Origin of the sequence: Nonomuraea rosea, from assembly GCF_039539705.1 — a bacterium.
In the GTDB taxonomy this organism is placed as follows: Bacteria; Actinomycetota; Actinomycetes; order Streptosporangiales; family Streptosporangiaceae; genus Nonomuraea; species Nonomuraea rosea.
Map to the genome: position 1 here is coordinate 1 of NZ_BAABDQ010000029.1, position 25,571 is coordinate 25,571.

At 72.6% G+C, this 25,571-nt stretch carries 24 protein-coding genes; 10 read left to right on the forward strand and 14 right to left on the reverse strand.

Features of this window, described 5'->3' with window-relative positions:
- Nucleotides 1-145 precede the first annotated feature (145 nt).
- From ABEA43_RS45205 to ABEA43_RS45215, 3 genes are read left to right on the forward strand one after another with little or no spacing between them, the layout of a single operon-like run.
- The gene (locus tag ABEA43_RS45205; RefSeq protein WP_345572236.1) at nucleotides 146-1,195 is read left to right on the forward strand and encodes an ABC-2 transporter permease; all 1,050 of its coding nucleotides are present in this window, start codon (nucleotides 146-148) and stop codon (nucleotides 1,193-1,195) included.
- A complete protein-coding gene (locus ABEA43_RS45210) occupies nucleotides 1,192-2,610 on the forward strand; it encodes a S41 family peptidase (RefSeq protein ID WP_345572237.1) in 1,419 nt (472 codons plus the stop codon). Before ABEA43_RS45205 ends, ABEA43_RS45210 begins: the two co-directional genes overlap by 4 nt.
- A gap of 11 nt (nucleotides 2,611-2,621) precedes the next feature.
- Nucleotides 2,622-3,767: an alpha/beta hydrolase family protein gene (locus ABEA43_RS45215; protein WP_345572238.1), complete on the forward strand. Its 1,146-nt coding sequence runs from the start codon at nucleotides 2,622-2,624 to the stop codon at nucleotides 3,765-3,767.
- A 3-nt stretch (nucleotides 3,768-3,770) separates the two neighbouring features.
- Here the strand turns inward: ABEA43_RS45215 and ABEA43_RS45220 are convergent, their stop codons facing one another.
- The 4 genes from ABEA43_RS45220 to ABEA43_RS45235 form a co-directional block, all read right to left on the reverse strand.
- A complete protein-coding gene (locus ABEA43_RS45220) occupies nucleotides 3,771-4,499 on the reverse strand; it encodes a TetR/AcrR family transcriptional regulator (RefSeq protein WP_345572239.1) in 729 nt (242 codons plus the stop codon).
- A gap of 36 nt (nucleotides 4,500-4,535) precedes the next feature.
- The gene (locus tag ABEA43_RS45225) at nucleotides 4,536-5,810 is read right to left on the reverse strand and encodes a cytochrome P450 (protein WP_345572240.1); all 1,275 of its coding nucleotides are present in this window, start codon (nucleotides 5,808-5,810) and stop codon (nucleotides 4,536-4,538) included.
- Nucleotides 5,811-5,932: 122 nt separating this feature from the next.
- Entirely contained in the window at nucleotides 5,933-6,793 is an 861-nt protein-coding gene (locus ABEA43_RS45230; RefSeq protein WP_345572241.1) for an SDR family NAD(P)-dependent oxidoreductase, read from the reverse strand.
- Nucleotides 6,794-6,919: 126 nt separating this feature from the next.
- Nucleotides 6,920-7,273 carry a hypothetical protein gene (locus tag ABEA43_RS45235; protein WP_345572242.1) on the reverse strand — a complete coding sequence of 118 codons (354 nt, stop codon included), beginning with the start codon at nucleotides 7,271-7,273 and terminating at the stop codon, nucleotides 6,920-6,922.
- 84 nt (nucleotides 7,274-7,357) lie between these two features.
- On the opposite strand from ABEA43_RS45235, the gene ABEA43_RS45240 reads away from it, so the two are divergent.
- Nucleotides 7,358-8,029: a TetR/AcrR family transcriptional regulator gene (locus ABEA43_RS45240; protein ID WP_345572243.1), complete on the forward strand. Its 672-nt coding sequence runs from the start codon at nucleotides 7,358-7,360 to the stop codon at nucleotides 8,027-8,029.
- A 45-nt stretch (nucleotides 8,030-8,074) separates the two neighbouring features.
- Here ABEA43_RS45240 and ABEA43_RS45245 read toward each other — a convergent pair whose 3' ends face one another.
- The 3 genes from ABEA43_RS45245 to ABEA43_RS45255 form a co-directional block, all read right to left on the reverse strand.
- Nucleotides 8,075-8,407: a YnfA family protein gene (locus tag ABEA43_RS45245; protein WP_345572244.1), complete on the reverse strand. Its 333-nt coding sequence runs from the start codon at nucleotides 8,405-8,407 to the stop codon at nucleotides 8,075-8,077.
- 40 nt (nucleotides 8,408-8,447) lie between these two features.
- Entirely contained in the window at nucleotides 8,448-9,236 is a 789-nt protein-coding gene (locus tag ABEA43_RS45250) for an enoyl-CoA hydratase/isomerase family protein (protein ID WP_345572245.1), read from the reverse strand.
- Nucleotides 9,237-9,344: 108 nt separating this feature from the next.
- Entirely contained in the window at nucleotides 9,345-9,719 is a 375-nt protein-coding gene (locus ABEA43_RS45255) for a winged helix-turn-helix transcriptional regulator (RefSeq protein WP_345572246.1), read from the reverse strand.
- Between the two features lie 133 nt (nucleotides 9,720-9,852).
- Here ABEA43_RS45255 and ABEA43_RS45260 point away from each other — a divergent pair, with 133 nt between their 5' ends.
- Together ABEA43_RS45260 and ABEA43_RS45265 are read left to right on the forward strand one after the other, a co-directional pair.
- Entirely contained in the window at nucleotides 9,853-10,218 is a 366-nt protein-coding gene (locus tag ABEA43_RS45260) for a DoxX family protein (RefSeq protein WP_345572247.1), read from the forward strand.
- 100 nt (nucleotides 10,219-10,318) lie between these two features.
- Nucleotides 10,319-11,185 carry an AfsR/SARP family transcriptional regulator gene (locus ABEA43_RS45265; protein WP_345572248.1) on the forward strand — a complete coding sequence of 289 codons (867 nt, stop codon included), beginning with the start codon at nucleotides 10,319-10,321 and terminating at the stop codon, nucleotides 11,183-11,185.
- Here ABEA43_RS45265 and ABEA43_RS45270 read toward each other — a convergent pair.
- Genes ABEA43_RS45270 through ABEA43_RS45280 form a run of 3 tightly spaced genes read right to left on the reverse strand, consistent with a single transcriptional unit; the run spans nucleotide 11,106 to nucleotide 17,850 of the window.
- Entirely contained in the window at nucleotides 11,106-13,679 is a 2,574-nt protein-coding gene (locus ABEA43_RS45270) for an NACHT domain-containing protein (protein WP_345572249.1), read from the reverse strand. The two genes, ABEA43_RS45265 and ABEA43_RS45270, sit on opposite strands and share 80 nt — an antisense overlap.
- Entirely contained in the window at nucleotides 13,604-14,296 is a 693-nt protein-coding gene (locus tag ABEA43_RS45275) for a hypothetical protein (RefSeq protein WP_345572250.1), read from the reverse strand. Before ABEA43_RS45275 ends, ABEA43_RS45270 begins: the two co-directional genes overlap by 76 nt.
- On the reverse strand, nucleotides 14,287-17,850 hold the full coding sequence (locus ABEA43_RS45280) for an NACHT and WD repeat domain-containing protein (RefSeq protein ID WP_345572251.1): 3,564 nt from the start codon (nucleotides 17,848-17,850) through the stop codon (nucleotides 14,287-14,289). Before ABEA43_RS45280 ends, ABEA43_RS45275 begins: the two co-directional genes overlap by 10 nt.
- A 198-nt stretch (nucleotides 17,851-18,048) precedes the next feature.
- On the opposite strand from ABEA43_RS45280, the gene ABEA43_RS45285 reads away from it, so the two are divergent.
- Both ABEA43_RS45285 and ABEA43_RS45290 read left to right on the forward strand, forming a co-directional pair.
- Nucleotides 18,049-19,410: an NB-ARC domain-containing protein gene (locus ABEA43_RS45285; protein ID WP_345572252.1), complete on the forward strand. Its 1,362-nt coding sequence runs from the start codon at nucleotides 18,049-18,051 to the stop codon at nucleotides 19,408-19,410.
- Between the two features lie 91 nt (nucleotides 19,411-19,501).
- A complete protein-coding gene (locus ABEA43_RS45290; protein WP_345572253.1) occupies nucleotides 19,502-19,963 on the forward strand; it encodes a YdeI/OmpD-associated family protein in 462 nt (153 codons plus the stop codon).
- A 60-nt stretch (nucleotides 19,964-20,023) separates the two neighbouring features.
- On the opposite strand, the gene ABEA43_RS45295 is transcribed toward ABEA43_RS45290, so the two are convergent.
- Nucleotides 20,024-21,727 (reverse strand): hypothetical protein, encoded by a 1,704-nt coding sequence (locus ABEA43_RS45295; RefSeq protein WP_345572254.1) that lies wholly within the window; start codon nucleotides 21,725-21,727, stop codon nucleotides 20,024-20,026.
- On the reverse strand, nucleotides 21,708-22,211 hold the full coding sequence (locus ABEA43_RS45300; protein WP_345572255.1) for a MerR family transcriptional regulator: 504 nt from the start codon (nucleotides 22,209-22,211) through the stop codon (nucleotides 21,708-21,710). Before ABEA43_RS45300 ends, ABEA43_RS45295 begins: the two co-directional genes overlap by 20 nt.
- A 60-nt stretch (nucleotides 22,212-22,271) precedes the next feature.
- On the opposite strand from ABEA43_RS45300, the gene ABEA43_RS45305 reads away from it, so the two are divergent.
- Both ABEA43_RS45305 and ABEA43_RS45310 read left to right on the forward strand, forming a co-directional pair.
- Nucleotides 22,272-23,405: an NAD(P)/FAD-dependent oxidoreductase gene (locus tag ABEA43_RS45305; RefSeq protein WP_345572256.1), complete on the forward strand. Its 1,134-nt coding sequence runs from the start codon at nucleotides 22,272-22,274 to the stop codon at nucleotides 23,403-23,405.
- Nucleotides 23,406-23,458: 53 nt separating this feature from the next.
- Entirely contained in the window at nucleotides 23,459-24,829 is a 1,371-nt protein-coding gene (locus tag ABEA43_RS45310; RefSeq protein ID WP_345572257.1) for an MDR family MFS transporter, read from the forward strand.
- Here ABEA43_RS45310 and ABEA43_RS45315 read toward each other — a convergent pair.
- Together ABEA43_RS45315 and ABEA43_RS45320 are read right to left on the reverse strand one after the other, a co-directional pair.
- On the reverse strand, nucleotides 24,819-25,292 hold the full coding sequence (locus ABEA43_RS45315) for an SRPBCC family protein (RefSeq protein ID WP_345572258.1): 474 nt from the start codon (nucleotides 25,290-25,292) through the stop codon (nucleotides 24,819-24,821). The genes ABEA43_RS45310 and ABEA43_RS45315 overlap by 11 nt on opposite strands.
- Nucleotides 25,289-25,531, reverse strand: coding sequence for a hypothetical protein (locus ABEA43_RS45320; protein ID WP_345572259.1), 243 nt, complete (start codon nucleotides 25,529-25,531; stop codon nucleotides 25,289-25,291). Before ABEA43_RS45320 ends, ABEA43_RS45315 begins: the two co-directional genes overlap by 4 nt.
- Between the last annotated feature and the right edge of the window lie 40 nt (nucleotides 25,532-25,571).

A 25,571-nucleotide genomic window follows, 5' to 3' on the forward strand; every position in this document is an offset into this window, starting at 1 on the left:
GGCAGAGCACCTACGTCGTCCGCACCGACGCCCCGATCCACGACCCCGCCTGGATGGTCAGCCGGCTCAGCATGGAAGACCTCGTCCTGGCCTACATGGACCAGCGCACCGCCGAGAACCGCCGCACCGCCCTGGAGGTGCAGCGATGATCTGGCTGACCTGGCGCCAGTTCCGCGGCTCGGCCCTGATGGTGGCCGCCCTGCTCATCCTCCTGGCCGCCACCCTGGCGTTAACCGGGCCGGACATGGCGTCCGGTTACTCGGCCGGGATCGCCGACTGCACGCCGGACAACACCTGCGGTCGCTTCTTCGACCGCTTCTTCGACGAGTACGAGCTCCCCTTCCTGGCCGTCAGCCTCCTCGTGCTGCTGCTGCCCGCCCTCGTCGGGCTCTTCTGGGGAGCGCCGCTGATCACCCGCGAGCTGGAAGCGGGCACGCATCTGCTGGTGTGGAACCAGAGCATCACCCGGGGCCGCTGGCTGGCGGTCAAGCTGGGGCTCACCGGCCTGGTCGCGATGGCCGCCGCCGCCGTCTGCGGCCTCACGGTGACCTGGTGGTCCGGCCCTCTCGACAAGTCCGCCCCCGAGGGCTTCGCCGTGATGGATCCCCTGGTCTTCAGCGCACGGGGCATCGCCCCGATGGGGTACGCGGCCTTCGCGTTCGTCCTGGGCGTGACCGTGGGCATGATCGTGCGCCGCACGCTGCCCGCCATGGCGCTCACCCTGGCCGCCTTCGCCGCGATCCAGCTGGCCATGCCGCTGCTGGTCCGGCCGCATCTCAACGCTCCGGTCACCGCGGCCTTCGAGCTCAGCCAGGCGAACGTGGAGAACTTCGGCATACCTCAGGGCGGATCTCCCGAGATCTTCCTGAGGCTGGCCATCCCCGGCCACGCGGGCTCCTGGGTCCTGTCCAGCCGGCTGCTCGATCCGTCCGGACGTACGATCGCCGAGAGCGGCAGCTCCGGTCCCGTCCAGGTCTCCACGACGTCGGGCCCCTGCGCACCGCAGTCGGTGGGGCCGGGGGGCATGGACTCCTGCATGGTCGAGATCAACCGGCTCGGCTACCGGCAGCAGGCGACGTACCAGCCTCTTGAGCGGTTCTGGCCCTTCCAGTGGATCGAGACCGGCCTCTACGCCCTGCTCACCCTCGGCCTCACGGCGTTCTGCTTCTGGTGGATCCGCGGGCGCCTGTCATGACCGTCATCAGGACCGCGACCGCCGGGCTCGCCCTGCTCCTGGCGGCGGCCTGCACCGCGCCGACGCCGCCGCGCGCCGAGGCGAACACGTCGGCCGGCATGGTCTGCTCGCCCCCTCAAGGACCGCCAGGGGCGGAGACGGCCACCACGATCGACGTGATCGAACAGGCGTACTTCTGCATCCTCGGCACCTACTACAGCGGCGCCACCCTGGACGCCCGCCAGCTGCTGGCGGCCGGGTTCATCGCCCTGACGCAGGAGCTCAACCGCAACGGGCGTGACCTGCCCGAAGCCAGCATGCCCGCGCTGACCGGTGACCGCAAAGCCGACTGGGCCGCGTTCGAGGCCGTCTACCGCAAGACCACCGATCAGGTGCCCGGCCTGCGCGACAAGCTGGCCGTCGTCACCCTGGAGGCCATGGTCGCCGCCCTCGGCGACAACCACGCCAACTGGGCGCACGACATCAAGCGCCCGCCCGACTACTACGACGGCGACGGTTACGGCCTGGGTCTTCAGGCGAACATCAGTGGTCCGCAGGTGAGCGGCAACCCCGGTGTCGCCGTGCCGCCGCTGTTCGTCACCACCGTCCAGGGCGGCGCCGCGCAGGCGGCCGGGCTGCGGCCGGGCGACATCGTCGAATCGGTCAACGGGTCGGCGCCGTTCATCGACGGCAAGGCCACCCCCGCGATCGCCGTCCTCTACCCGCGCTATCCGGAGGCGCGCCCGGTCAAGCTGCGGCTGCTGCGGCAGTCCACCGGCCGCCGCTGGAGCGTGACGCTCAAGCCCGGCCTCTACCAGCGCGACCTGGCCGCCCTGCAGGTGGTGCGGTCGAAGCTGCTGGAGGACGACCTCGCATACGTGCGGTTGTCCGGGTTCGCTCCCGACTCCGCGAACCGGGTGCTCAAGGCCATCGCCAGGCTGCGGAACGGCCGGACGCTCAACGGCGTCGTGCTGGACCTGCGCGGCAACGGCGGCGGCAGCCCGGTGGAGGCGATCCGGCTGCTGAGCGCGTTCGCCCACGGCAAGGTCACCGCCTATCAGTGCACCGTGGACGGCAAGTGCGAGACCGGGCGGACCGACGACACCGTGGAGCTGCTCGGCCTGCCGCTGGTGGTGCTCACCGACCGCAGCTGCGCCTCGGCCTGCGAGCACGTGAGCGCCGCGGTCAAGGATCTGCGCATCGGCCGGCTGGTCGGCACCAGGACCGCCGGCGTCATCTCCGGCCCCGCGCAGCCGCACCTGCTCAGCAACAACACCACGCTGGGCTTCCCGACGAGACATCATCTGGGGCCCAATCGCGAGGTGATCGACCGGGTCGGCGTGCCGCCCGACCACTACGTGCCCCTTACGCCGGAGGACGCGGCCGCCGGGCGCGATCCCGCCCTGGCCAAGGCCCTGACCCTGCTGCACAAGTGAGGACCGCCTCCATGAGACAGATCCTGGCAGCCGCCGCGGGACTGGCCGTCCTCGCCACGTCGGCCTGCACCGCGCCCACACCGCCCCGCTCCGCCGCAAGCCCGTCGGCCACGCCGACAGGACCCGCCACCCTGCCCGCCCCCACCGGCGGCCGTCCGATCGGCACCACCGTCCTCTATCTGAAGGACACCTCCCGCCCCGACCCGTGGAACCTCGACGTCAACGCCAGGGAGCTGAAGGTCACCCTGTGGTATCCGGCCGGGCAGCGGGACGGAGAGCGCGCGCCGTACATGACGCCGAAGGAGTCGGAGCTCCTGGTGAAGGGCTTGCGGGTCACGGGCATCCCGTACGACACGTTGAGCAAGACGCGGACGAACGCCGTCAAAGACGCCGAACCCGCAGGGGAGAAGCTGCCGCTGGTGGTGCTCTCCCCCGGCTTCACCAAGCCGGTGAGCACGCTCACGTCCCTGGCCGAGGATCTGGCCGGACGGGGGTACGTGGTGGCCGGGATCGACCACACCTACGAGAGCTACGCCACGACGTTGGCCGACGGACGGGTCGCCGAATGCCTGGCCTGCGACAGCGACACCGACGCGGGCTTCGGCACGGCGGTGGTCGCGGGCCGGGCGGCCGACGTCTCCTTCGTGCTCGACCGGCTGCCCTCGAAGTGGCCGATCGACCGCTCCAGGATCGCGATGGTCGGACAGTCGATCGGCGGGGCCGCCGCCATGGCGGCCATGGTGAAAGATCCCCGGGTGCGGGCCGGGATCGACATGGACGGCACCACCTACGCCCGGATCCCCAAGGGCGGGTTCTCCCGGCCGTTCATGTTCCTGGGCTCGCCCCAGCACATCCCCGGCGGGCGCGACAATTCATGGGACCGCGACTGGAAACTGCTGACCGGGTGGAAACGCTGGCTCGTGCTGACGGGGGCCGAACACCAGTCCTTCACCGACGGCCCGCTGCTGTCGGGCGTACTCGGCGTCAAGACCCCCGCCAACGTCCTGCCGGCGGCGCGCTCCGCCGAGCTCACCCGCACCTACGTGGCGGCCTTCCTCGACCAGCACCTGAAGGGCAGGCGCCAGGCCGTCCTGGACAAGCCGTCATCGAGCTATCCCGAGGTCACGTTCTGCCCGGCGGGCTGTGCCCAGTCCTGAGTCTCAGGTGTCCGGGTGGCCCGGGCGGTCCAAGCCGGCGGCGAGCTCGGCGATCACCGCGTCGAAACGCGGCCCCAGCGTCGCCGTGGTCGGCGGCCCGTCCAGGCCGGCCGCCTGTTCGAGCCACTGGTCCACGACGACCCGCAGCGCGGCCAGGGCGGCGGCGGCGCACACCGCCGCGTACGCCGACGTCCGCCCACCGATCGGCCCCGCGACCGGCCCCGCGACCGGCCCTTCCGCCGGCCCGGCGCCGGTGCGGTCGGCGATGGCCTCGGCCAGTGCCTTCTCCTGGGCGGCGAGCACGGCCAGCTGGTGCGGCACCAGCGACGGCGCCGACCGGATCAGCCGCAGCGCCTCGATGTAGTCCCGGCTGGCGGCGTCGCTCTCGTTCATGATGACGAGCACCGCCTCCCGGAACGCCCGCAGCACCGACTCCGTCCGCGGCCGGGCACGGAACTCGGCGATGAGCGCCTCCGCCGCGGACGCCACGGAGGCCATCACGGCCTCTTCCTTGCTGGAGAAGTAGTTGAAGAAGGTCCGCAGCGCGATGTCGGCTTCCTCGGCGATCTGCTCCACGGTGACGTTCTCGACGCCATGGCGGATCGACAGGCGGAGCGCCGCCTCGCGCAGCGCGGCCCGGGTCAGCTGCTTCTTGCGCTCACGGCGCCCGACCGTGCCCGCCGCCGGGCCCGCCGGGCCTGCTTCAGTGCCGGTCGGTGCTAGGGGAACCATCGCACCAGCCTAGAGAACGATTGTCGTCCACCGTGCTCACGACCAGGTCACCGGCAGCGAGTGCACGCCGAAGATGAGCATCTCATCACGCAGCGGCACCTGGTCGGCGGGGACCGCCAGGCGCAGATCCGGCAGGCGGGTGAACAGCTCGCCGAGCCCGATCTTCATCTCGACGCGGGCCAGCTGCTGCCCCAGGCACTGGTGCACGCCGTGCCCGAAGGCCAGGTGCGGGGTACGGGGGCGGAGGAGGTCGAGCCGGTCGGGCTCGGGCCAGTGCTGGGCGTCCCGGTTGACCTCCGGGGTGGCGATCACGACGGTGGCGTCAGCGGGGATGTCCACGCCGCCCAGGGTGACGGGTTCGGTGGTGACCCGGTTGACGCCGAGCTGGATGATGGTCAGGAAGCGCAGCAGCTCCTCGACCGTGTTGTCGATCAGGCCGGGGTCGGCGCGCAGCGCGGCGAGCTGTTCCGGGTGCTCCAGCAGCGCGAACGTGCCCAGGCCGAGCATGTTCGCGGTGGTCTCGTGGCCCGCGCCGAGCAGGACGAGCGCGACGTCCACCAGCTGGGCGTCCGTCAGGGGCGGGTCCGCGTCGTGGACGAGGCCGGAGAGCAGGTCGTCGGCGGGCTTGGCACGCTTGCCGGCCACCAGCCGCTGCATGAACGCGTAGAGCTCCAGACCGGCCTTGGCCCGCTCCTCCTCGCCGGAGTTGGCGTTCAGCCCGATGGCCGTGCGCTCCTGGAACTCCTCCCGGTCGGCGTAGTCGACGCCGAGCAGCTCACAGATGACCAGCGAGGGCAGCGGCAAGGCGAACGCCGGGACGAGATCGGCCTCGGTCCCGGCGGCCTTCATCGCCTCGATGTGCTCGATCGCGATCTCGGTGACGCGCGACTCCAGCTCGCGCATCCGCCGTACGGTGAACTGGCCGGTCAGCAGCCGCCGCAACCGGGTGTGCTCGGGCGGGTCCATGAAGACGAAGAACCCGTCCTCGCGGCTCTCCACCGCGGGGGGCGGGGCGGCCTCGGCCACCTCGTGCGGCTGCAGGGAGGTGGCGTCGCGATGGCGTACCTTGTCGGCGCTGAAACGCGGGTCGGCCAGCACCGTGCGGGCTTCCTCGAACCCGGTCACCAGCCACGCCTGAGCACCGTTGAGCAGGTGCAGCGGCTGGACGGCGCCCTGGCCGCGCCGCTCGCGCAGACCCGTCGGCGGGTCGAACGGGCATGTGCCGCGCTCGACCATGTCGGCGGGCAGGATGCGGCGCATCGCCGTGGGGCTGGCGCTCGGGGAATCCTCGGTCATGCTGCTGTCGGTCATCGCCCCACCCTACAAACGTACACGGTGCGCATCAATGCGCGTCGTGCATCTATTTGCGGATCCCGCTGTCCCGAAAGCTGTACGGCCGGCGCCGGCCGTACAGCACATACGTCCGGGGCACCTCAGGCCGGGTTCCCGCTCTCCTGGCCGAGCGTGCCGTGCGCCGCCACCGAGAGGTCCTGCCAGTCGGCCCAGACCTTGAGCCGGTCGGCGTAGGCCTGCTGGATCATCGGGTAGAAGCCCTGACCGAACAGCACCCGCAAGGGCGGGTTGTCGGAGTCGACGAGCGTGAGCAGCGCCTGGGCCGCGGCGACCGGATCGCCGGCGGGCTGCTTCCCGGCGACCGCGCCGAGGCGCCGGCGCAGAGCGTCGTAGGCCGGGTCGAGCTGGGCCATGTGGCCGTTGGCCAGCGGATCCGGGTTATTGCCGGACCGGGTGGCGAAGCCGCCGGGCTCGATGATGGTCACCTTGACGCCGAAGTCGGCGACCTCACCGGCCAGGGCTTCGTTCAAGCCCTCCAGCGCCCACTTGGAGGCGTGGTAGGCGCCACCGAGCGGCATCGCGATGACCCCGGCCGCCGAGGACAGCTGGATGATGTGCCCAGAACGCTGCTCGCGCAGGTACGGCAGCGCGGCCTGGATCACCCACACCGCACCGAACAGGTTCGTCTCCAGCTGGTCGCGCAACTCCTGCTCGGTCAGCTCCTCGACCGCGCCGACCTGGGCGTAGCCGGCGTTGTTCACGATGACGTCCAGCCGGCCGAAGTGCTCCTTGGCCCGCCGCACGCTCTCCACGGCGGCGGCCCTGTCGCTCACGTCCAGCTCCAGCGCGAGCACCGCGTCGCCGTAGGCGGCGACCAGGTCGTCCAGGCTCGCGGTGTTCCGGGCGGTCGCGGCCACCTTGTCGCCACGGGACAGGGCCGCCTCGACGAAGTTACGGCCCAGGCCGCGGGACGAACCGGTGATGAACCAGACCTTGCTCATGATGTCTTCCCGTTCCTTGTGCAACGGCGGTCCCCATGGCGGGCACCGTGCTGCTGTCATCGACTGTCACCCCCCACAGACGAGACAGGCCGGCAAGCTGTGACATGCGTTGCGGCTGAATGCTCCTCAGCCGTCGAGGCGGACGGTGACGGTGACCCGCCCTGATGCGTCACGCCTGGCGACCGCGTGCCCGGTGCGGTCGGTCCCCTCCAGCTCCAGCGAGATCGGGCCGCCCTCGCCCAGGAAGTTGCGCCACCACTTCTTGGCGTCGGGGAGCTGCACGCCGATCGTGACGGTGTCGCCCGTCCGGCGGAAGGCGACGGGCGTGCTGAAGGTGCCCCCCGAGCGGCGTCCGGTGTAGGTGACGACCGTGAGGTGCCGGCGGATCCGGCGGCCCCATCGGGGAGAGGAGCGCAACGTCACGACACAGGAGTTGAACCGGCCGACAGCACGCTTGGGGAGCGGCGCCTGAAATATCACAGAACCTCCATCACGGGGAATCTCTCACCGCCAACGTATTACGGTAAGTGGAGAGCCCCGTCCACTTGAGCTGAAGTGAGAAACATGAGCGCTACGACCTCTCACATGCCCGCCGTCCCCGAAGCGGCGGAGCTGCGGGCCGACGCGCGGCACAACCGCGACCGCATCGTGGAGGTGGCGCGGGAGCTGTTCGCCGTGCGCGGGCTCGACGTGCCGATGGCCGCGATCGCCCGGCACGCCGGCGTGGGGGTCGCGACCCTCTACCGCCGGTTCCCCACGAAGGAGTCGCTGGTCACCGAGGTGTTCGCCGACCAGTTCGGGGAGTGCGTGTCGGTCGTCGACGACGCGCTGGCCGATCCGGACCCCTGGCGCGGGTTCTGCGCGGCCATCGAGAAGATCTGCACCATGCAGGCCGTCGACCGCGGCTTCAGCACGGCATTCGTCGCGGCGTTCCCCGACGCGGTCGACATCGGGCACGAACGCGACCGTGCCATCCGGGGCTTCGCCGAGCTGACGCGACGCGCCCAGGCGGCCGGGCGGCTGCGCGCCGACTTCGTGCCGGACGACCTGCCCCTGCTGCTCATGGCCAACTGCGGCGTCATCACCGCATCCGGCGAGGCGGCCCCGGCCGCGTCCCGGCGGCTCGCCGCCTACCTGCTCAGCGCCTTCCGCGCCGAACAGGCCGGCCCCCTCCCGCCGCCCGCTCCGCTCACCCTGCACGACATCCTGAACTCCACGGGCGCCGCAACCCGGTAGGACGCCGGTCACCCACGGCGACGCCGGTGCCGCGCCGACGGCCCGTCAGCTGCGCGGCGCGTACATGATCACCAGGACGCCCGCCAGGCAGATCAGTGCGCCGATCACGTCCCAGCGATCGGGCCGGAAGCCGTCGGCGACCACGCCCCACACCAGCGAACCGGCCACGAACACGCCACCGTAGGCGGCCAGGATCCGGCCGAAGTGCGCGTCCGCCTGCAGCGTGGCGACGAACCCGTACAGGCCCAGGGCGATCACCCCCGCGCCGGCCCAGATCAAGCCGCGCTGCTCGCGCACCCCCTGCCACACCAGCCAGGCACCGCCGATCTCGAACAGGGCGGCCAGCGCGAACAACACCAGAGAACGCACGATCGTCATGCCACCCATTGCAGCACTCCCCCGCAGCGTGACCGGCCGATCAGGGTCCGGACGCCGTGCGCCCTCCCGACCTGACCGTCCGGTCCATGAACGCCCGGATCCGTCCGTCGGCGGCCGCCCTCGTCCACAGCTCCTCTGTGGCCGCCTCTGTGGCCGACTCTGTGACACCGGCGAGCCGCTCGTTCGCCTCCTGCCGAAGCTGCGCCTTGGTGTGACGGAAGGCGTCGGCCGGGATGGCGGCGGCCAGGCCGCCAGCGACGGCCACCGCCCGCTCCAGCAGCGCGTCCGGCTCGGCCAGCTCGTCGACCAGCCCCAGCTCCAGCGCTGCCGCCGGCTCGTGGTTGGCGCCGCCGAAGATCGCGCGGCGGGCGGCGACCGGTCCCAGCGCGAACCGCATGATCTCCAGCGCCGCGGCGGGGAACGGCACCCCGACCCGCAGCTCCGGGACCCCGATCGTGCCCGCCCCTGAGGCCATGACGACGTGGTCACAGGCCGCGGCCAGCACGCAGCCACCGGCGATCGCGTGCCCGTTGACCGCGGCGACCACCGGCTTGCCGAGATCGAAGACGGCACGGAAGGCGCCGCTGAGCGCGGGCAGGAACTCCGCCACGTACGCGGCCCCGCCGTCCACGACCCGCTTGAGATCGACGCCCGCCGAGAACGCCCGCCCGGTCCCGGTCACCACCACGGCTCGTACGGGGCCCTCGGGCTCGTCCAGATCGCGCATCGTCCGCTCGATCGCCCGGCACAACTCCAGATCCAGGGCGTTGACCTTGCCATGGGCCAGCCGTACGACCCCGATGCCGTCCACCACGTCGACCTCGATCACCGTGTTCCTCCCGCGCCTCGGCTCCACCCGGCCAGTGACTCAGGACCATATGCCCGGCACCCCTGCCACCGCACCCGTCAGAGCACCCCTGGACCTGCCCGGGCCGGCTCAGCCCTTGGCCTCGTAGGCCTCCCGGCTGGCCTCGATGTGCGGAACGTGCTCGGTGGCCCAACCGGCCAGGGCCAGCGCCGGCGGGATGAGGCTCTTGCCGGTAGGCGTCAGCGCGTACTCCACCCGCGGCGGCACCTCGGCGTGCACCGTCCTGGACACCAGCCCGTCGCGCTCCAGGTTCCGGAGCGTCAGCGTCAGCATGCGCTGCGAGATCCCCGGAATTTGACGCTGCAGATCGGTGAACCGCACACTCCCCTGGTCAAGGGTCGCCACGACCAGCAGCGTCCACTTGTTGCAGATGCGGTCGAGAATGGCGCGGATCACCCGCCCGCCGTCCCCACGGATCATGCAGGTGTGCCGGTACTCCGACATGACGACCCCCCTGTACATAACGCACACGGATGTGCCTTTTGTAAGACTCTCAATAGTGACGCATCATAGGGCTGCTTACGACTGGTAACCATCGTGGCCAGCGCCACATCACCCAACCCCCGAGGTGTCCTCCATGGAGATTTCCTACTGGATCGTCGCGGCGCTCCTCGCCCTCGTCTACCTCTACGCCGGCGGCCAGAAGATCATCCAAAGCAAGGAGCAGCTCCAGCCGATGATGGGCTGGGTCGACACCATCCCCATGCCGTACGTCCGCGCCATCGGCGTCCTGGAAGTCCTCGGCGCGGTGGGCCTGATCCTGCCCCCGCTGACCGGGATCGCGCCCTGGCTCGCGATCGCCGCGGCGATCGGCTTCGTCCTGATCCAGATCGGCGGCATCGTGCTCCACCTGAGCCGCGGCGAAGCCCGCCTGATCGGTATCAACGTCGTCCTCCTGGCAGCCGCGGTGGCGGTTGTCTGGCTCGGGACCGTCTGGCTCTGAACCCAGCGCCTTTACAAAGTAGATCAATACTGGAATGCCCGGTCTATGCCCGGTCGCATGCCCTGGCGACGTGCTCTCCGCTGACCAAGAGTGGGGAAGCATGAGACTCGGACCTCAGCGCACGGCGGAGACGCGCGGATCACCCGCCGAATTCGGGCTGCTCGGCCCGCTGACCGCCCGGGTCGGCGGGCGGCAGGTGGACCTCGGCTCGCCGAAGCACCGGATCGTCCTGGCGACGCTGCTGCTGAACGCGGGGCGAGCAGTGGCCGTCGAGGAGCTGGCGAACGCGGTCTGGGGCGACGAGCCGCCCAGGAATCCCCGGCGCGCGATCCAGCTCTACATGGCCCGGATCCGGGCCTCCCTGGGCGGGGGGCCCGGCCAGGTGATCGTCACCGCGCGGAACGGCTACGCGATAGAGCCGGCGGCCGATCACTTCGACCTCCGCCGGTTCGAGTTCTGGCAGGGCCAGGCGCGGCAGGCGGCCGTCAGGCGGGATCTGGACGCGGAGGCGGCCATGCTGGGGCTGGCCCTGGCGCAGTGGCGGGGAGAGCCGCTGGCGGACGTGCCCTCGGACGCGCTGCACCAGGAGGACGCGCCCCGGCTGCGTGAGCAGCGGCTCAAGGTGCTGGACCGGCGCATCCAGGTGGACCTGCGCCAGAGACGGCACGCCGAGCTGATCGGCGAGTTACGTGCGCTGACCGCGCAGTACCCCTTCAACGAGCGATTCCGGGGCTACCTGATGACGGCGCTCCTCGCGGTCGGCCGCCGGGCCGACGCGCTGGAGACCTACCGCGCGGCCTGCGGGCAGCTGGCCGAGGAGCTCGGCATCGCCCCGGGCGCGGAGCTGCAGGCGTTGCACAGGCGGATCCTGGAGGACGGCGGCGAGCTCACCTGCCACCGGCGTCCTCGGACGGAGTCAGGAAGTGCTGGAGCTCGCGGTGCCGGAACTGGTATGTGGCACCGCTGACGCGCAGCAGCCGCGCCTCGCAGGCCCAGTCGAGGAACGTCCACAGCCGTAACGGCAGCAGCCCGCGCGTCGCCGCCACCACCAGGCCGATCATCGTACGGGCCCAGGCGATCGCGCCGAAGGCCAGCCCGAACGTCACGCCGCCGATGAGCGCGCACACCAGCGACTCCACGATGTCCTGGCTCATGACGAACACCAGGAAGGCGGCGACCCCGCCGGTGAGGCCGAAGGCCAGCCCGATCGTCGGGTTGCGGTGCAGCGCCTCACGCGGGTGGGCCAGCTCCGCGTCCCTGCTCCAGCCCCCGGTGGCGATCTTGAAGACGACCCCGAGCGCGAACGCCAGCGCGAAGGCCCCGGCGACCCCCACGGCCAGCGGCAGCGGGTCCGCCTGAGCCAGCCGTAGCGGCCGCAGCCCGGTGAGCGCGCCGCACAGCCCGAAGCCCAGCAGGACGAAGGGCTCGGCCCGGACCGCCTCGGACACGGTCATGCGCTCGGCTCCCCGCCGACCTGCCGCGGTCAGCCCGATGACCGCGCCCAGCACCAGTCCCCCGGTTCCCCCCGCGGTGACGGCGAAGGCAGGGCCGAAGACCCTCCCCCCGGTCAGGACGAGCCCGGTCAGGCCGCCGAGCACCCCGACCGGCACACCCGCCAGGCCGCCCAGCAGACCACCGATCACCCGCCGCCGCCGGGGGACGTCGGTCCGCCCACCGGCGGCGGCCGGCCAGGGCGACAGCGACAGGCCGGTGGCGATGGCCACCCAGCCCGCCATGATCGCCAGGGTGAGCAGCTGCTCGGGGCCGAACCCCCCGCCCGCGCCGTCCACCGCCGAGCCCGTCCAGAACGCCAGCATCGCGATGACCGCCAGGACCACGCAGCACAGGCAGTGCAGCACGCGGACCCGGCGCCGGCCGCCGATCGGCCACAGCAGGTGCGGAACGATGTCGATCGCCGTCAAACCGGGCGGCGGCCGATCGGCCTCGGCGCCGCGGGCGGCCTGCCGGCGCAGGTGCGCCGCCAGTTGCACGAGCCACGACCGCACCTGGTCCGCCTCGTACGGAGTGCCATGGGCGGCGCGCGGCGTGAGATCGGTCGCCGCCGGCACGTACGCCTCCAGCAGCCTCCTGGCGATGTGCGCCGCCCCCTCACCGGGATCGTCGCCCGGGTCGGCGCGGAGCAGCTCGACCGGGTCGGCGCCGGACTCCACGGCGGTCACGGTCAGCAGCAGCCGCCACGGGGTGGCCAGCGCGGCGTGCACGGCCTTGCCCGCCGGCCCGGACAGCGCCGCCTGGATGAAGTCGCGGTGCGGCCCGCAGGGGTGGGCGTCCGGCCAGCGGGCGGCCAGATATGTACCGATCTGCTCGATGGTCACGTTGTGCAGCTGGATCAGGGCGGCGTTGTCCAGCCCGGCACCGGCGTCGTGCAGCTCGGCGTGCCGATCGGCGCGGCAGGTCACGACGACCGCGCCGGGCCGCCGCCCGGACAGGTCGCTGTAGCGGTTGAGCTCGGCCAGCAGCCCGATCGCGCGGCGTGGCGGGCCCACCGACGGCTCCGGGTCGAGCTCGTCCAGCCCGTCCACCACCGGCAGCACCCGGCGATCCCGTACCAGCCGCCGCGCGTCCTTGTCCGCGAGCCCGAAATCGTGCGCCAGCTGCTCGGCCAGCCAGGCTTCGAACGGCCTGCCCAGGGTCCAGCGGGCCGCGTTCAGCCGCACCGGCACCAGCTGCCCGTGATCAGGTTGTCCGCCGGCGGCGAGCACGGGCTCCAGCAGCTGCAGCACCAGCTCGATCGCGAGCACCGTCTTGCCCGCCCCCGACTCCCCCACCACCAGCAGGCGCTGCGGGCGCAGGCCGCCGAAGAACCGGCCGATCGCGGGCAGGTCGTGCTCCACCTCGCCGGCGGCGTCGTACAGGCCGAAGGAGATGGGCGCGAGGCTGTAGCCGCCGAGCAGCCCCTTGCGCGCCCGGTCCTCCTCCCTGACCACGCGCCGCGCCAGCAGCTCGGCCGCGTGATCGGGCCCGGTCACGGGCCTCGCCGAAGCCGGAGCCGGCGGCTCCGGCTCCAGAGGCTCCGGCGTACGGACCGCCGGCCCCGCCAGGGCCGTCCTGGCCGCCCGCCAGCGTTCGAGCTCCCCGGGGATCAGCTCGGCCGGATGGTCGCAGAAGTGGAGGCAGGCGGTGACGAAGGCCCGCACGAAATCCCACCGCGGCAGCCGGTCGGCCTGCCGCAGGACGTGCGAGGTCGTGCTCTTCGGCAACGCGTCCACGGTGGCCCCGTCCGAGGCCACCGTCTGGCCGCCGAGCGTGCGCAGCCTGCTCAAGGACGGCTCGCCCGCCCACCGCCGGAGCCGGACCAGCGACTCGACGAAGTCCGCCGCGCTGCCCGCCTCGGTGGGATCGGGGGGGCTGGGACGCTGCGCGATCATCCGCCCGCCGTCCGCACCAGCGACCATCCGAACCTCGTCCTCTCCCGTCGCGGCCACCGGCCGTCCCGGCATCGGCCCTCCAGCGTCTGGACGTGGCGCGACTCCATCAGGAAGTTGCGCGCCTCGTCGGCCTCGACCAGCTCACGGCCGACCGCGATGGGCACGAACCCGTGCCGGGGGATGTAGACCCACCGGCCGCGGTCCCAGTCGTAGGGGTCGAACCAGCGGTGCCGGACCGTGCCGGACACCCGCACCTCCGGGCCGTCCCTGGTCAGGACGAACGAGCCCTGCGAGCGCAGCAGGCTCATCCTGCTGACGTAGAACAACTCCGTGCCGATGAACGCGTTGATCCGCGCATCCCAGTAGTCGTGCAGCCAGCTCGACCCGCCGTCGCCCAGCGACCGCGCCTCCCGGGCGAGCTGCCGTTCGAAGCGGCGCTGGTTCTTGCGCTCGGCCTTCTTGATCACTTTGAACGAGCGCAGCCAGCGCGGCGACATCGTCCTGGAGCCGCCCGCGCCGTCCATGAAGTGCTCCAGGAAGTCGGACGCGATCGGGTGGAAGTCGCGCCCGCCCTCGACGATCGACCGGAACAACGCGACCAGCTCCGGGACGGGCCTGCCCGTCCGCCGCTTCAAGCCTCGCAGGAACATGCTCGCTCTCTCCGTGGTGCGGTCCAGGGTCACGGACATGTCTGGCGGTACTCCTCCAGCGGCACGAGAATCTCCCATTCTTCCCGGGTGAGCGGGGTGCCCGCGTTGGCGCAGGCCGCGGCCTCCAGGTCGGCGGGCGTGCGGACGTTCCACAGCCGCGCCGTCTTGTCCCCCGCGACCGTGGCGACGGTCGTCCCGTCCCTGCTGTAGTCGAGTGCGATCACGCCGCGGGTGTGACCGGTCATCGGGGTCCCGAGCCGCCGGTAGGTGTGCAGGTCCCACATCTGCATGTCGCCGTTCGTGAGACCGGTGGCGAGGACCTCGCCGTCCGGGCTGAACGACATCGTGTTGAAGCCGCTGTCGGTGGAGATCAGGGCGACGCCGACCGGGCGGCGGCGCGGCACGTCCCACAGCCGGATGCTGTTGTCGGCGGCCGTGTAGGCCAGCCGCCGGCCGTCGGGGCTGAACGCCACCGCGTTGACGAACCCGCCCTGGACCGCCCCGGCCGGGCCCGGGATCTCGCGGCGGGTGGCCACGTCGAAGATCCGTAGCCGGTTGTCGAAGCCCGCGGTCGCCACGGTCGAGCCGTCGGGGCTGATCGCCATCCCCGTGACGATGTCGGTGTGGCCGGGTACGGTGACGTGCCCGATCTCCCGGCGGCGCGCGACGTCCCAGAACACGACGGACTTGTCCCGCTCGGCGGCGATGAGCCTGCCGTCGGCGCTGATCCTGGCGCCGGACAGGGCCGGCTCGTGGGCGATCTCGCGGCGGCTCGCGACGTCCCAGAACCGCAGGCCGTCCGAGTGGTCCGTGAGGAGCGTGCGCCCGTCGGGGGCGAAGGTGACCCGGTACACCGCGCGGCGCGCGCCCTCGGGTTTGAGCGGGGGGCCGAGCGGGCGCTGGGTGGCCGCGTCCCAGAGCTGGACCGCGGGGTCCATGTCGTCGGGCATGCCGGTGGCCAGGATCCGTCCGTCAGAGCTCATCGCGACGGCCGCCAGTGCGGGCATGGGGGTCCCGAGCTGCTGGTGGGTCCGCGTGTCCGCCAGCCGCGTCACGCCGTCGGCGCTGGCGGCGGCGGCCAGGCTCCCGTCCGGGCTGAACGCCACGCTCTCGACGCCGCTGTAGTTGTCGGCGAGCACGAACATCTGCTGCCGGCTGGCCGTGTCCCACAGGACGGTGCGGCCGCTGTCCCCGCCGGTGAGGATCCGGGTGCCGTCCGGGCTGAAGGCGATCGCGTGGTAGCCGGCGCGGCGGTCCTTGAGCGCGCCGGTCTGCTTGCGCGTGGCCACGTCCCAGAGCCGGCCGGTGCGGTCCCAGCTGACGGTCGCGAGGGTGGTGCCGTCCGGGCTGATGGCGACGCCGGTGACGGGCTGGTCATGCCCGGTGAACGGGGCGCCGAGCCGGCGGGACGTGGCGGTGTCCCAGAGCCGCGCGGTCTTGTCGTCGCTCGCGGTGGCCAGGGTCTTGCCGTCCCGGCTGAACGCCACCCCGTTGATCTTGCTCGAGGCGCCTGTCCTGTGGTCGGGGCGGCCCATGGGAGCGCCGTGCGGGCGGTGCGTGGCCGCGTCCCACTGCTGGACGACACCTAGGTAGTCGCCGGTCACGAACGTCTTCCCGTCCGGGTTGTACGCTAACGCCGACACGATCTGCTTACCCTGCAGCGGCGTGCCCAGCTCGCGCCGCGTGGCCACGTCGTAGAACCTGACGGTGGTGAAACACGCCACGGCCAGCGTACGGCCGTCGGGGCTGAAGGCCAGGCGGACGCTCGAGCATTCGTATTTCTCGCGGGTGATCGGGGCGCCGAGCAGCCGCCGCGTCGCCGCGTCCCAGAGCCGGGCGGTGCCGTCGTCGCTTCCCGTCGCGATGATCGAGCCGTCGGGGCTGAACGCCACCGCCGTGAGCTTCCTCGTGTCCCCGCTGAAGGTCCCCCGGCCGGTGCGGGTCACCGCGGACAGCAGGCGGTTGTGCGCCTCGTCGGTGTGCGCGATCTGCCAGGCCGCCACGGCGAGCTTCGAGGCCAGCGCGGTGTCGCCGGTGACCTCGCTCTGCGCCGCGAGCTGACGGGAGGTCGCCACCCTGCGCTGGTCGACGGCCAGCCCGCGCTGCTCGCCGGCCTCGTTCGCCGCGTTGACGGCGGTGCCGGCCGCGATGATGGCGAGCACCGACAGCGCTGCCAAACCGGCCACGACGAGACGGCGGCGGCGGCCCGCGCGACGCGCCTCTCGCGTGGAGGCGGCGACGAAGCTCTCCGCCGTGGGGCCGGGCGGCGGGAAGCTGTCGGGGTCGCGGTCCCAGCGGGGCCGGCTGTCCTGTACGGCCAGCAGCCGGGGGCCCCGGTAGAGGAAGGCGGGATCGCGATGGTTCCCGGCCCATTGCGCGGCGGCGTCCAGGAGCCGGTCGTACACCTCCTGCGCGGCCAGGTCGGGTTCGAGCCACTGCCGCAGGGTCGGCCAGGCGGTCAGGAGCGCGTCGTGCGCGATCTCGGCGGTGTCCTCGTGCAGGGTGAGCAGCCGCCGGCCGGCGAACGCGGACAGCAGCGTCCCGGCCCGCTCCCGTCCCTCCGCCGACGAGGCGGACGCGGCGGCGCGCAGCTCGGCCAGCGTGGCCCTGCGCCGGGCCACCTGCCCGCCCGCCGTGATCACCGTCATGCGCCTGAAGAACCTGAGCGCGGCCTTGCGGTCCTCCGGCGGCAGTTGTTCGAGGACCTCGTCGGCCGTACGCCGCACGGAGTCGCGGACGCCGCCGGATTTCTCGTAACCCCGGACGGTCAGGGTGCCGTCCTCGCGTCTCTCCCAGGTGTTGCGCAGCGCCTGCGAGAGCAGGGGCAGGGCGCCGGCCTCGTAGCGGTCGCCCGCGGCCGGGCCGGCGCGCAATTCGTCCAGGATGACGTCGACCAGGCCAGGCTCGAGCTCCAGGCCCGCCGCCGCCGCCGGACCGGCGATGGCCAGCCGCAGGTCGGGCTCCGCCATCGGCTCGACGATGACCTGGCCGTCCTGGATGGCCTCGGCGAACTGCGGGTAGGCGGCACAGCGGTCCCAGTAGTCCGCGCGCACCCCGATGATCACTCCGGCGCCGTCCTGGCCCGCGGCCATCGCATGCAGGGCCCGGACGAACGCCTGGCGCTCCCGCTCGTCGGTCACCAGGGTGAACAGCTCCTCGAACTGGTCCACCACCAGGATCAGCCGGCCGGCCGGCGCGACGGCGACCCGCGGATCGTCCCGTAATCGCTCGTCCACCGTTTCCGCGCGCCCCCCGAACCCCCGCGACCACGCTTCGGCGAGCGCGTGGCCCGGGTTCGCGGTCGGCGTGATGAGCAGGCGCGGCCAGCGCTGTGCTCCGGCGACCGGCAGCATGCCGTCGGCGAGCGCCGGCAGCAGCCCCGCCCGCAGCAGCGACGACTTGCCCACGCCCGAGGCGCCCGAGACCAGCAGGATGGAGCCGTGCTCCGTCAGCCGCCGTCCGAGGCGGTCGAGGAGGCTTCTGGTCGCCCGCGTCCGCCCGAAGAACAGCTCGGCCTTCCCGCTCTCGAACGGCACCAGACCTTGGTAAGGGCACACCTCATGTGCATGGTCGCCGTCCTCCCGATCGCCCATGGCGCTCATTCTGGCCAATCGCCGCCGCTCCCATCAATCACGTTTGCACGTTAGGCCGGAAAGGTCCGGCCTGTCCGCGTGCCGTCCGATTCCGTGCAAAGTCGTCCGACCAGTGGCCTGAACAGCCGGGACCCGGTTTTCATGGTCGTACTGCCCGCACCGGGCAGGCCGACGAGGGGAAACGGGGGTGTCGGAGTCGTGGGGGATCCCGGTGCTGGGCCGTCTGTGGGAGTGCTGCTGCGCGGGTGGCGGGAGAGAGCACTGCTGACTCAGGAGCAACTCGCCGAACGGGCCGGCCTCAACGTCAGGACCGTGCGCCGGCTGGAGAACAGCGGTCTCTGGCAGCCCCGCACCACCTCGATTCTGCTGCTGGCGAAAGCGCTGGAGCTGAATCGCGCGGAGCGGGCCATGCTGAACTCCGCCGTGCGCGGCGGGCCCGCCGAACGCGACGATCCTGCGGTGGCCGGCCCGCCGCCGGTGACCGTTCCGCGGCAGCTGCCCGCCGACGTCGCCGCGCTGGCCGGGCGGGAGCGCGAGCTGGCGATCGTGGAGGGTCACCGGAGCGCGGGCACGGTGCCGGTCGTCTGCGTCAGCGGCATGGCGGGGGCGGGCAAGACGGCGCTGGCGGTGCACGCCGCCCACCGGCTCGCTCCGCTGTTCCCCGACGGGCAGCTCTACGTGGACCTGCACGGCCACGCGACGGCACCGGTCGAGCCGGGCGCGGCTCTCGCCCGCGTGCTCCGCACCCTGGGCGTCCCCGCCGAGCACATCCCCGGGTTCCTCGACGACCGCGCCGCGCTCTACCGCAGCGTGCTGGCCGGCCGCAAGGTCCTGATCGTCCTGGACGACGCCGCCGACGAATACCAGATCCAGCCGCTGCTGCCGGCCGGACGGGGCTGCCGGGTGATCGTCACCAGCCGCCGGCGCCTGACCTGCCCCGGCGACGCCCGGAACCTGCCGCTGGACGTCCTGCCCGTGGCGGAGGCGGTCGCCCTGTTCGCCCGCTCGGCCGGGCCTGAGCGGGTGGCGGGCGCGCCGGCGGGCGAGCTGGCCGAGGTCGTACGGCGCTGCGGGCTGCTCCCCCTCGCCATCCGCATCGCCGCCGCCCGGCTCCGGGCGCGTCCCGCCTGGGGTGTGCCGCAGCTGCTCGACCGGCTGGCCGGCGACCGGCTGGCCGAGCTGTCGGCCGGACGGCACAGCGTCGCCGCCGCCCTGGACCCGTCCTACGAACGGCTTCCCGCCGAGCAGCGGCGCGCGTACCGGCTGCTGGGCTCGTTCGCCGGCACGGACTTCGACCTGGCCACGGCCGCCGCCCTGCTGGGCACGACCGCCGGCCGGGCGAGCCGGCTCCTCGACCACCTCCTGGACGCCCACCTCGTGCAGGAGCCGGTCCTGGGCCGGTACCGGCTGCACGACCTGGTCCGCGACCATGCCGCGGCGTTGTTCCGGGCGGCGCAGTCCGGCGTCCCTCCGGGGCGGCCGTGGGTCCAGCGCGCCGTCCCGCTGACGACGGTGCCGTCGTGCCCGCCCGTGGAGCCGGGCACGACGGTCCTGGTCTAGCAACGGGTTTCACCCTTCAGCCGGGCGGGGCGGCCGGCTCGTGACGGCACGGCTACCCGGCTCGGCGTTTCCGTCGTGGCAGGATCGGGGCGTGCAGGAGCAGAGGTACACCGTCCAGAGCCGGTCAGGCGGCCGGGGACGCATGTTCGTCCCGGTGCCGTTCGATCCGGACGTGGTGTGGGCCCCCAAACCGGTGCATCACGTGACGGGCACGCTCAACGGGAGGGGCGTCCGCGCGGTGCTCATCGAGCACGAGGGCGAGCGCGGCTTCCTGCTCGGCCCCGCCTGGCTGCGGTGCGGGGTGGAGCCGGGGACACAGGTGAGCGTGGTGCTGAGGCCGGAGGGGCCGCAGCGGGCGGATCTGGCCGAGGACGTGGCGGCGGCGCTGGCGGCGAGCCCGGCGGCGGGCGCGTTCTTCGACTCGCTCGCCCAGTTCTACCGGCGGGGCTATCTGCGCTGGATCGACGGCACCAAACGCCGTCCCGAGGTGCGGGCGCAGCGGATCGCCGAAATGGTGCAGCTGCTGGAGTCGGGAGTGAAGCAGCGGCCGTGACGCAGCCGTCGTGAGCCAGCGGCCGTGAAGCAGCCGTCGTGAGGCGCGCCTGACCGCCGGCTACTTCGTGGGAGGGCCGGGCCGTCGGTCGTCGTACTCGCTTCGCAGCCGGGCGATCGCCGCCGTGAGCGCGCCGGGATCGCGGGGCTCGGCGGCCTCTTCCAGCAGTTGCCTGCGGCGCGCGTCGAGGATGACGTTGCCTCCTGGGTGGTGCTCCAGATCCTGGAGCTGCTTGACGGCCTGGCCCCCTGGCAGCCGGGCGAGGAAGTCGCGGGCCCTGTCGATCGAGGCGAAGATGCCGCTGACCGACGTGCTCTCCAGCACTTCGGCGAGGCGGGCGGCGTACAGCGGCGCGGCCTCGTGCGGGGTGGCCAGCAGCGTGGCCAGCATGGCCGCGCCCTCCTCACGTGCGTCCTTCAGCCACAGCCCCATGACCTCGTCGCCGGCGAGGAACGCGTGCCGTTCCACCGGCTGGCTCATGTAGCCGCCCAAGCCGGCGGACGGTTGCAGATATCCCCGCTTGTTCAGCGCGAACAGCGCGGCCTGCAGGTGGCGCTGGTCCTCGGAGGTCATCACCTGCTCGGGGGTGAGCTGGGCGGCCAGCCACATCTGGTAGTGGTGCGTGTTCTCGTGGATCACCGTGTTGAAGACCTCGTCGATGTCGTTCCACAGCGACGAGCGCGGGTTCAGCAGGATGGCCCCCGTCACGAAGTCGTAGTTCCCGCACGAGCCGGTCTGCTCGTCCGCCTTGGGGACGAGCACCAGCGCCGGGGGCGCGCCGGTCATCCCCAGCGCCGAGCCGTGGAGGGACAGGGCCCGGTTCAGCAGGTCGAGCCGCACGCCGTCGTCGATGCGGGCCCACTGGCGGACCTCGTGCCTGAGCCGGTCGCGCAGCAGCTCGCGAGCTTCGCGCCGCATTTCGGCGTCGGCCGCGGCGAAGCCCGGTTCGAGGTCGATGGCCGCGTAGAGCAGGGCGAGGTCCGCCTCGCCGGGGTCCCTGACCTGGCCGCCGACGAGGTCGCGGAGCAGGTCGCGCTTGGCCGTGAGCGGCAGGCGGGCCAGGTCGTCGGGCCCGTGCCTGCGTACGGTCTGGGCGGCGGCGTCGTGCCTGCCCTGCGCTTCCTGCAGGATCGCCTCCATCCGGTCCGAGAAGGAGCCGATGGTGGCGGGGGCGGCGGGGGCGGCGGGGACGGCGGGGGCGGCGATGGCGGCGGCCAGCGCGTCCAGGATGGCGCGCCTGTGCTGCGGCTGCAGCCGCAGCACGACGCCCGCCTCCCAGACCGGCCGCTGCAGCCGCTCCAGGATGAGCTCGGCCAGGGCCTGGTCCGCCGGGTCCTCGATCGGGTACTGCGCGTTCAGCTCCTCCGCGAGGATGCCCAGGTCGAAGCCGGGATCGCGCTCCAGCCCGGCGAGGATGTGCGCGGTCAGCCGGTGATCGTCCAGGAGCGGCGACGCCGGCAACGGCGCAGCGAACGGTGTGGTCGGAGAGAGCTCTGCGAGCGGCTCAGCGAGCGGCGTCATCCGAGGTGGCTCGGCGAGCGGCTCAGCAAGCGGCGTCGTCCGAGGCGGCTCGGCGAGCGGGGGCGTCTGCGGCGGCGCATCGAGCGGCCCAGCGAGCGGCCCAGAGAGCGGTGTCGTCGGAGGTGGCTCGGCGGGTGACACGGGGGTGGCCATCTGCCGCTTGTTCCGGATCTTTCCGTCTTGGGCGGGCGGCGGCGCGGGGGTGCCGCTCGGCGCGCCCGCGTTACGGGGGTTGTTCTTCATCACGGCGCTCCTCCTGAAGGCGGCGGACCGTGCCGCCGGAACCCGTTCCTGCCGCCGAAAGCACGCACCCGTCCTCGTCGAGGTGCTGGAATTCGGCCGAGGTCTCCACGAGGCGCCGGTACGCAGGGCATTGGGTGAAGTCGTCGGCCTGGCATTCCATGAGGTGCTCGATCAGCGCCTTGGAGGCCGCGATCTCCCGCAGCCGGCGCTCCAGCTCCGCGTGGTGCCGCTGGAGGAGAGCGTGGCGTTCGGCCTGGCCGGAAACGTTGATGATCTCCCGGATCTGCTCCAGGCTCATCCCCGCCGCCTTGGCCCGGATGATCGTCAGGACCCGGACGGCGTGGTCACGGGTGTAGCGGCGGCGACCGTTCACCCTGGTGGCGGGGGTCAGCAGGCCCATCGCCTCCCAGTGGCGCAGCACGTGCGACGCGAGCCCGAACTGCTCGGCGAGCTCCCCGATCCGCAGGGAATCGCTTGACTTCATGTTGACATTAACTTGCAGACTTGCCTCCACGTCAAGTGATGACCGTTTTTGGAGGCAGACATGTCCGACGTCATCGTGGTCGGCGGAGGCCCGGCCGGGCTCGCCGCCGCCCTCGCCCTGGGACGGGTGCACCGCACGGTGCTCCTGCTCGACGCCGGTCAGGGCCGCAACGCCACCGCCGGGCACGTGCACAACTTCCTGACCAGGGACGGCACTCCCCCAGCCGAGCTGCGCGAGCTCGCCCGCGCAGAGCTGTCCGGCTACCCGGCGGTGCGAATCAGATCCGGTACGGTCACCGGCGTCCGCGCACTGGGCAAGGGCCGCCTCCAGGCAGACGTCTCCGGCGGCGAGGACCGCTTCCAGACGGACCTCTCCGGCAACGATGGCCGTTCCCAGGCGGATCTCTCAAGCCGCGAGGACCGCTTCCAAGCGGACCTCCCCGGCGGCGGCACGGCGGAGGCCCGGCGCCTCCTGCTGGCCACCGGACTGGCCGACGAACTGCCCGGCCCGCGCGGGGCCGAGGCGCTGTGGGGCCGTTCCGCCTTCCACTGCCCCTACTGCCACGGCTACGAATGCACCGGCAAACGCGTCGCGGTGCTCGGCGCCCAGCCGGGCCGCGTCCGGCTGGCGCTGCAGCTGAGCCGCTTCGCCGCCGACGTCGCACTCTGCACCGGCGGCGAGCCCCTCGACGCCGCGTCGCGCGCCACGCTGGAGTCGAACGGCGTCACCGTGCGCTGCGAGCCCATCGCCCGCCTGGAGGGAACCGGCGACCGGCTGGACCAGATCGTGTTCGAGGGCGGGCCGCCGCTGGCCAGGGAGGCGGTGTTCGTCGTCAACATCACCCGGCAGCGCTCCGGCCTGGCCGCCGGCCTCGGCTGCGCGTCCTTCGCCGACGGGTGCGTGGAGGTGAACGAGTTCGGCCAGACCAGCGTGCCCGGCGTGTACGCGGCCGGTGACATGGCGCGGCGGGCCACCGTACCGGTGCCGCAGGCCGCGGTCATCACCGCGGCGGCGAGCGGCACGGTGGCCGCGGCGATCATCGACCAGGACCTCCTGAGCGCCGACTTCGGCCTGAGCAACCCGTTCGCGCAGCCCCCGCTCAAGCCGGCCCCGCACGAACCAGCCACGCACGAACCAGCCACGCACCAGCCGGCCGCGTCCGAGCCAGCCCCGTCCACTCAGGCTGGGGGCTGATCGGCGTGGCCGCGAATCTCGTAGCGCCCAGCCCCCCACGGCGGGCGAGCCATGTGCCGCTCGCCACGGCCGGTCTCCTGATCGGCATGCTGCTGTCGGTCCTCGACCAGACGGTGGTCGCCATCGCCCTGCCCGACATCGCCGCCGACCTGGGCGGCATGAGCGCGATCGGCTGGATCGTCACCTCCTACGTGCTGGCCTCGACCGCCACCGGCGCGCTCTACGGCCGCGTCAGCGACCGGTTCGGCCGGCGGGCCGTCTTCGTCACCGCCATCGCCGTCTTCCTCGCCGGCTCCGCCCTGTGCGGCCTGGCCCAGACGATGCCCCAGCTGATTACCGCCAGGACGGTGCAGGGCATCGGGGCCGGCGCGCTGTTCGTCCTGCCTGCGATCGCGCTGTCGGAGCTGTACCCGCAGCACCTGCGCAGCAGGGTCCAGGGTTTCACCGGCGGCGTGTTCGCGCTGGCCAGCGTGGGCGGTCCGCTCGCCGGCGGTGCGATCACCGACGCCTGGGGCTGGCGCTGGATCTTCTACATCAACCTGCCCCTCGGCCTGCTGAGCGTGGCGTGCACCGCGATCGCGCTGCGGCTGCCCAGGACCGGCGGCGCCGGCAAGGTCGATCTGCCCGGAGCCGTCCTGCTGGCGGGCGCGACGGCCGGGCTGCTGCTGGTGGCCGAGTGGGGCGGCGGCGCGTACCCGTGGACGTCCGGCCTGATCCTCTCGCTCATCGGGGCCGTGGCGGTGGTGTCGGCGCTGTTCGTGTGGCGGGAACGGCGCGCGGCGAACCCGCTGCTGCCGCTCCGGCTGTTCGCCGACCCCGTGCTGCGCGTCGTGCTGCCCGCCACCGCGCTGCTCGGCGCGTTGCTCGGCGGCTCGATCGTCTACCTGCCCACCTATCTGCAGGCCGCGTACGGGATGAGCGCCACCCAGGCGGGCCTGGCGCTCAATCCGTACGTCCTGACGTTCATGGCGGTCTCCTCGCTCGCCGGCGCCCGCATCGGCGCGAGCGGGCGGTTCAAGCCGTACCTGCTGGCGGGGTCGGTGATCGCGGTGGCCGGGTTCGCCCTGCTCGGCAGGATCACTCCGGACGCCGCCTATGCCCTGCTCGCCGTGGAGATCGGCGTGCTGGGGGTCGGCTTCGGGCTGCTGATGCAGAGTCTCGTGGTGGTCGCGCAGAACGCCGCCTCCCCCGCGGATCTCGCCGCGACGACCTCCGCCGTGGTGTCCGTCCGCGGTCTGGGCCTCTCGCTCGGCGTGGCGCTCTTCGGCACCCTCCTCACCCGCGAGCTCCAGGGTCATGCCCCGAGCCCGGAGGCGACCGCGGCGGCCATCCCCGGCGTCCTGTTCTGGGGCGTGCCGGCCGCCGTCGTCCTGGTGGCGCTGATGGCGCTGCTGCCCAGAACGGTCAACCGCGTCACGCCTTGAGAGCACCGCGTGCGACCGAGCCGGCGGATGCCCGGTGGCGCGCGATGTCCTCCTCCCACGACGCCAGAAAGGCCGCGTATCCGGCGGCGAACTCCCGCAGCGTCCGCTCCCCCTCCGGCGACAGCGCGGTCAGCTCGTACGTCACGTCCACGACGCTGCCGCCCCGCCCGTCCTCCGTCAGCTCGACGGTGACGGTGCCGGCCCGCGAGCCGGGCGTCACCCTGGCGTACGAGACCCGCCGCCCCTCCTCGCGCCCGGTCACCACCCACGTGGTCGTCTCGCCGTGCGCCTCGGTCTCGAACACCGTGCCGGGCGCGGAGTCGTCGCCGGCGGCCGCGGGGAAGCGCGGTCGCCACCCGGCCACCCACCGCTCCTCGCCACGCGGCGTGAACAGCACGAACGCCTCCCCGGGCGGCAGCGCGACCGCCAGCCGCCCGGTGAGCGTGTACGGGGCGCCGCTCATCTCTCCACCAGCCGGTGCGCGTCCGCCGACGTCAGGGTCAGGTCGTAGACGACCTTGAGCTGCTCGATCTTCGCCAGCGTCTCCGGGGTGAAGGGCGCCTTGCCGTCGAAGGCGTGCAGCGCGATGCCTTCGACGAGGTCGCCGAGCGACATGTCGAGATATTCGGCCAGCCCCTTGAGCACCTTGAGCACGTTCTTCTCAAGGCGCAGCCCGGTCTGGGCCCGCTCCACTGTTACCATGGTAACAAGATAACACGCCGATCAGCCAATCCGCTGGAGG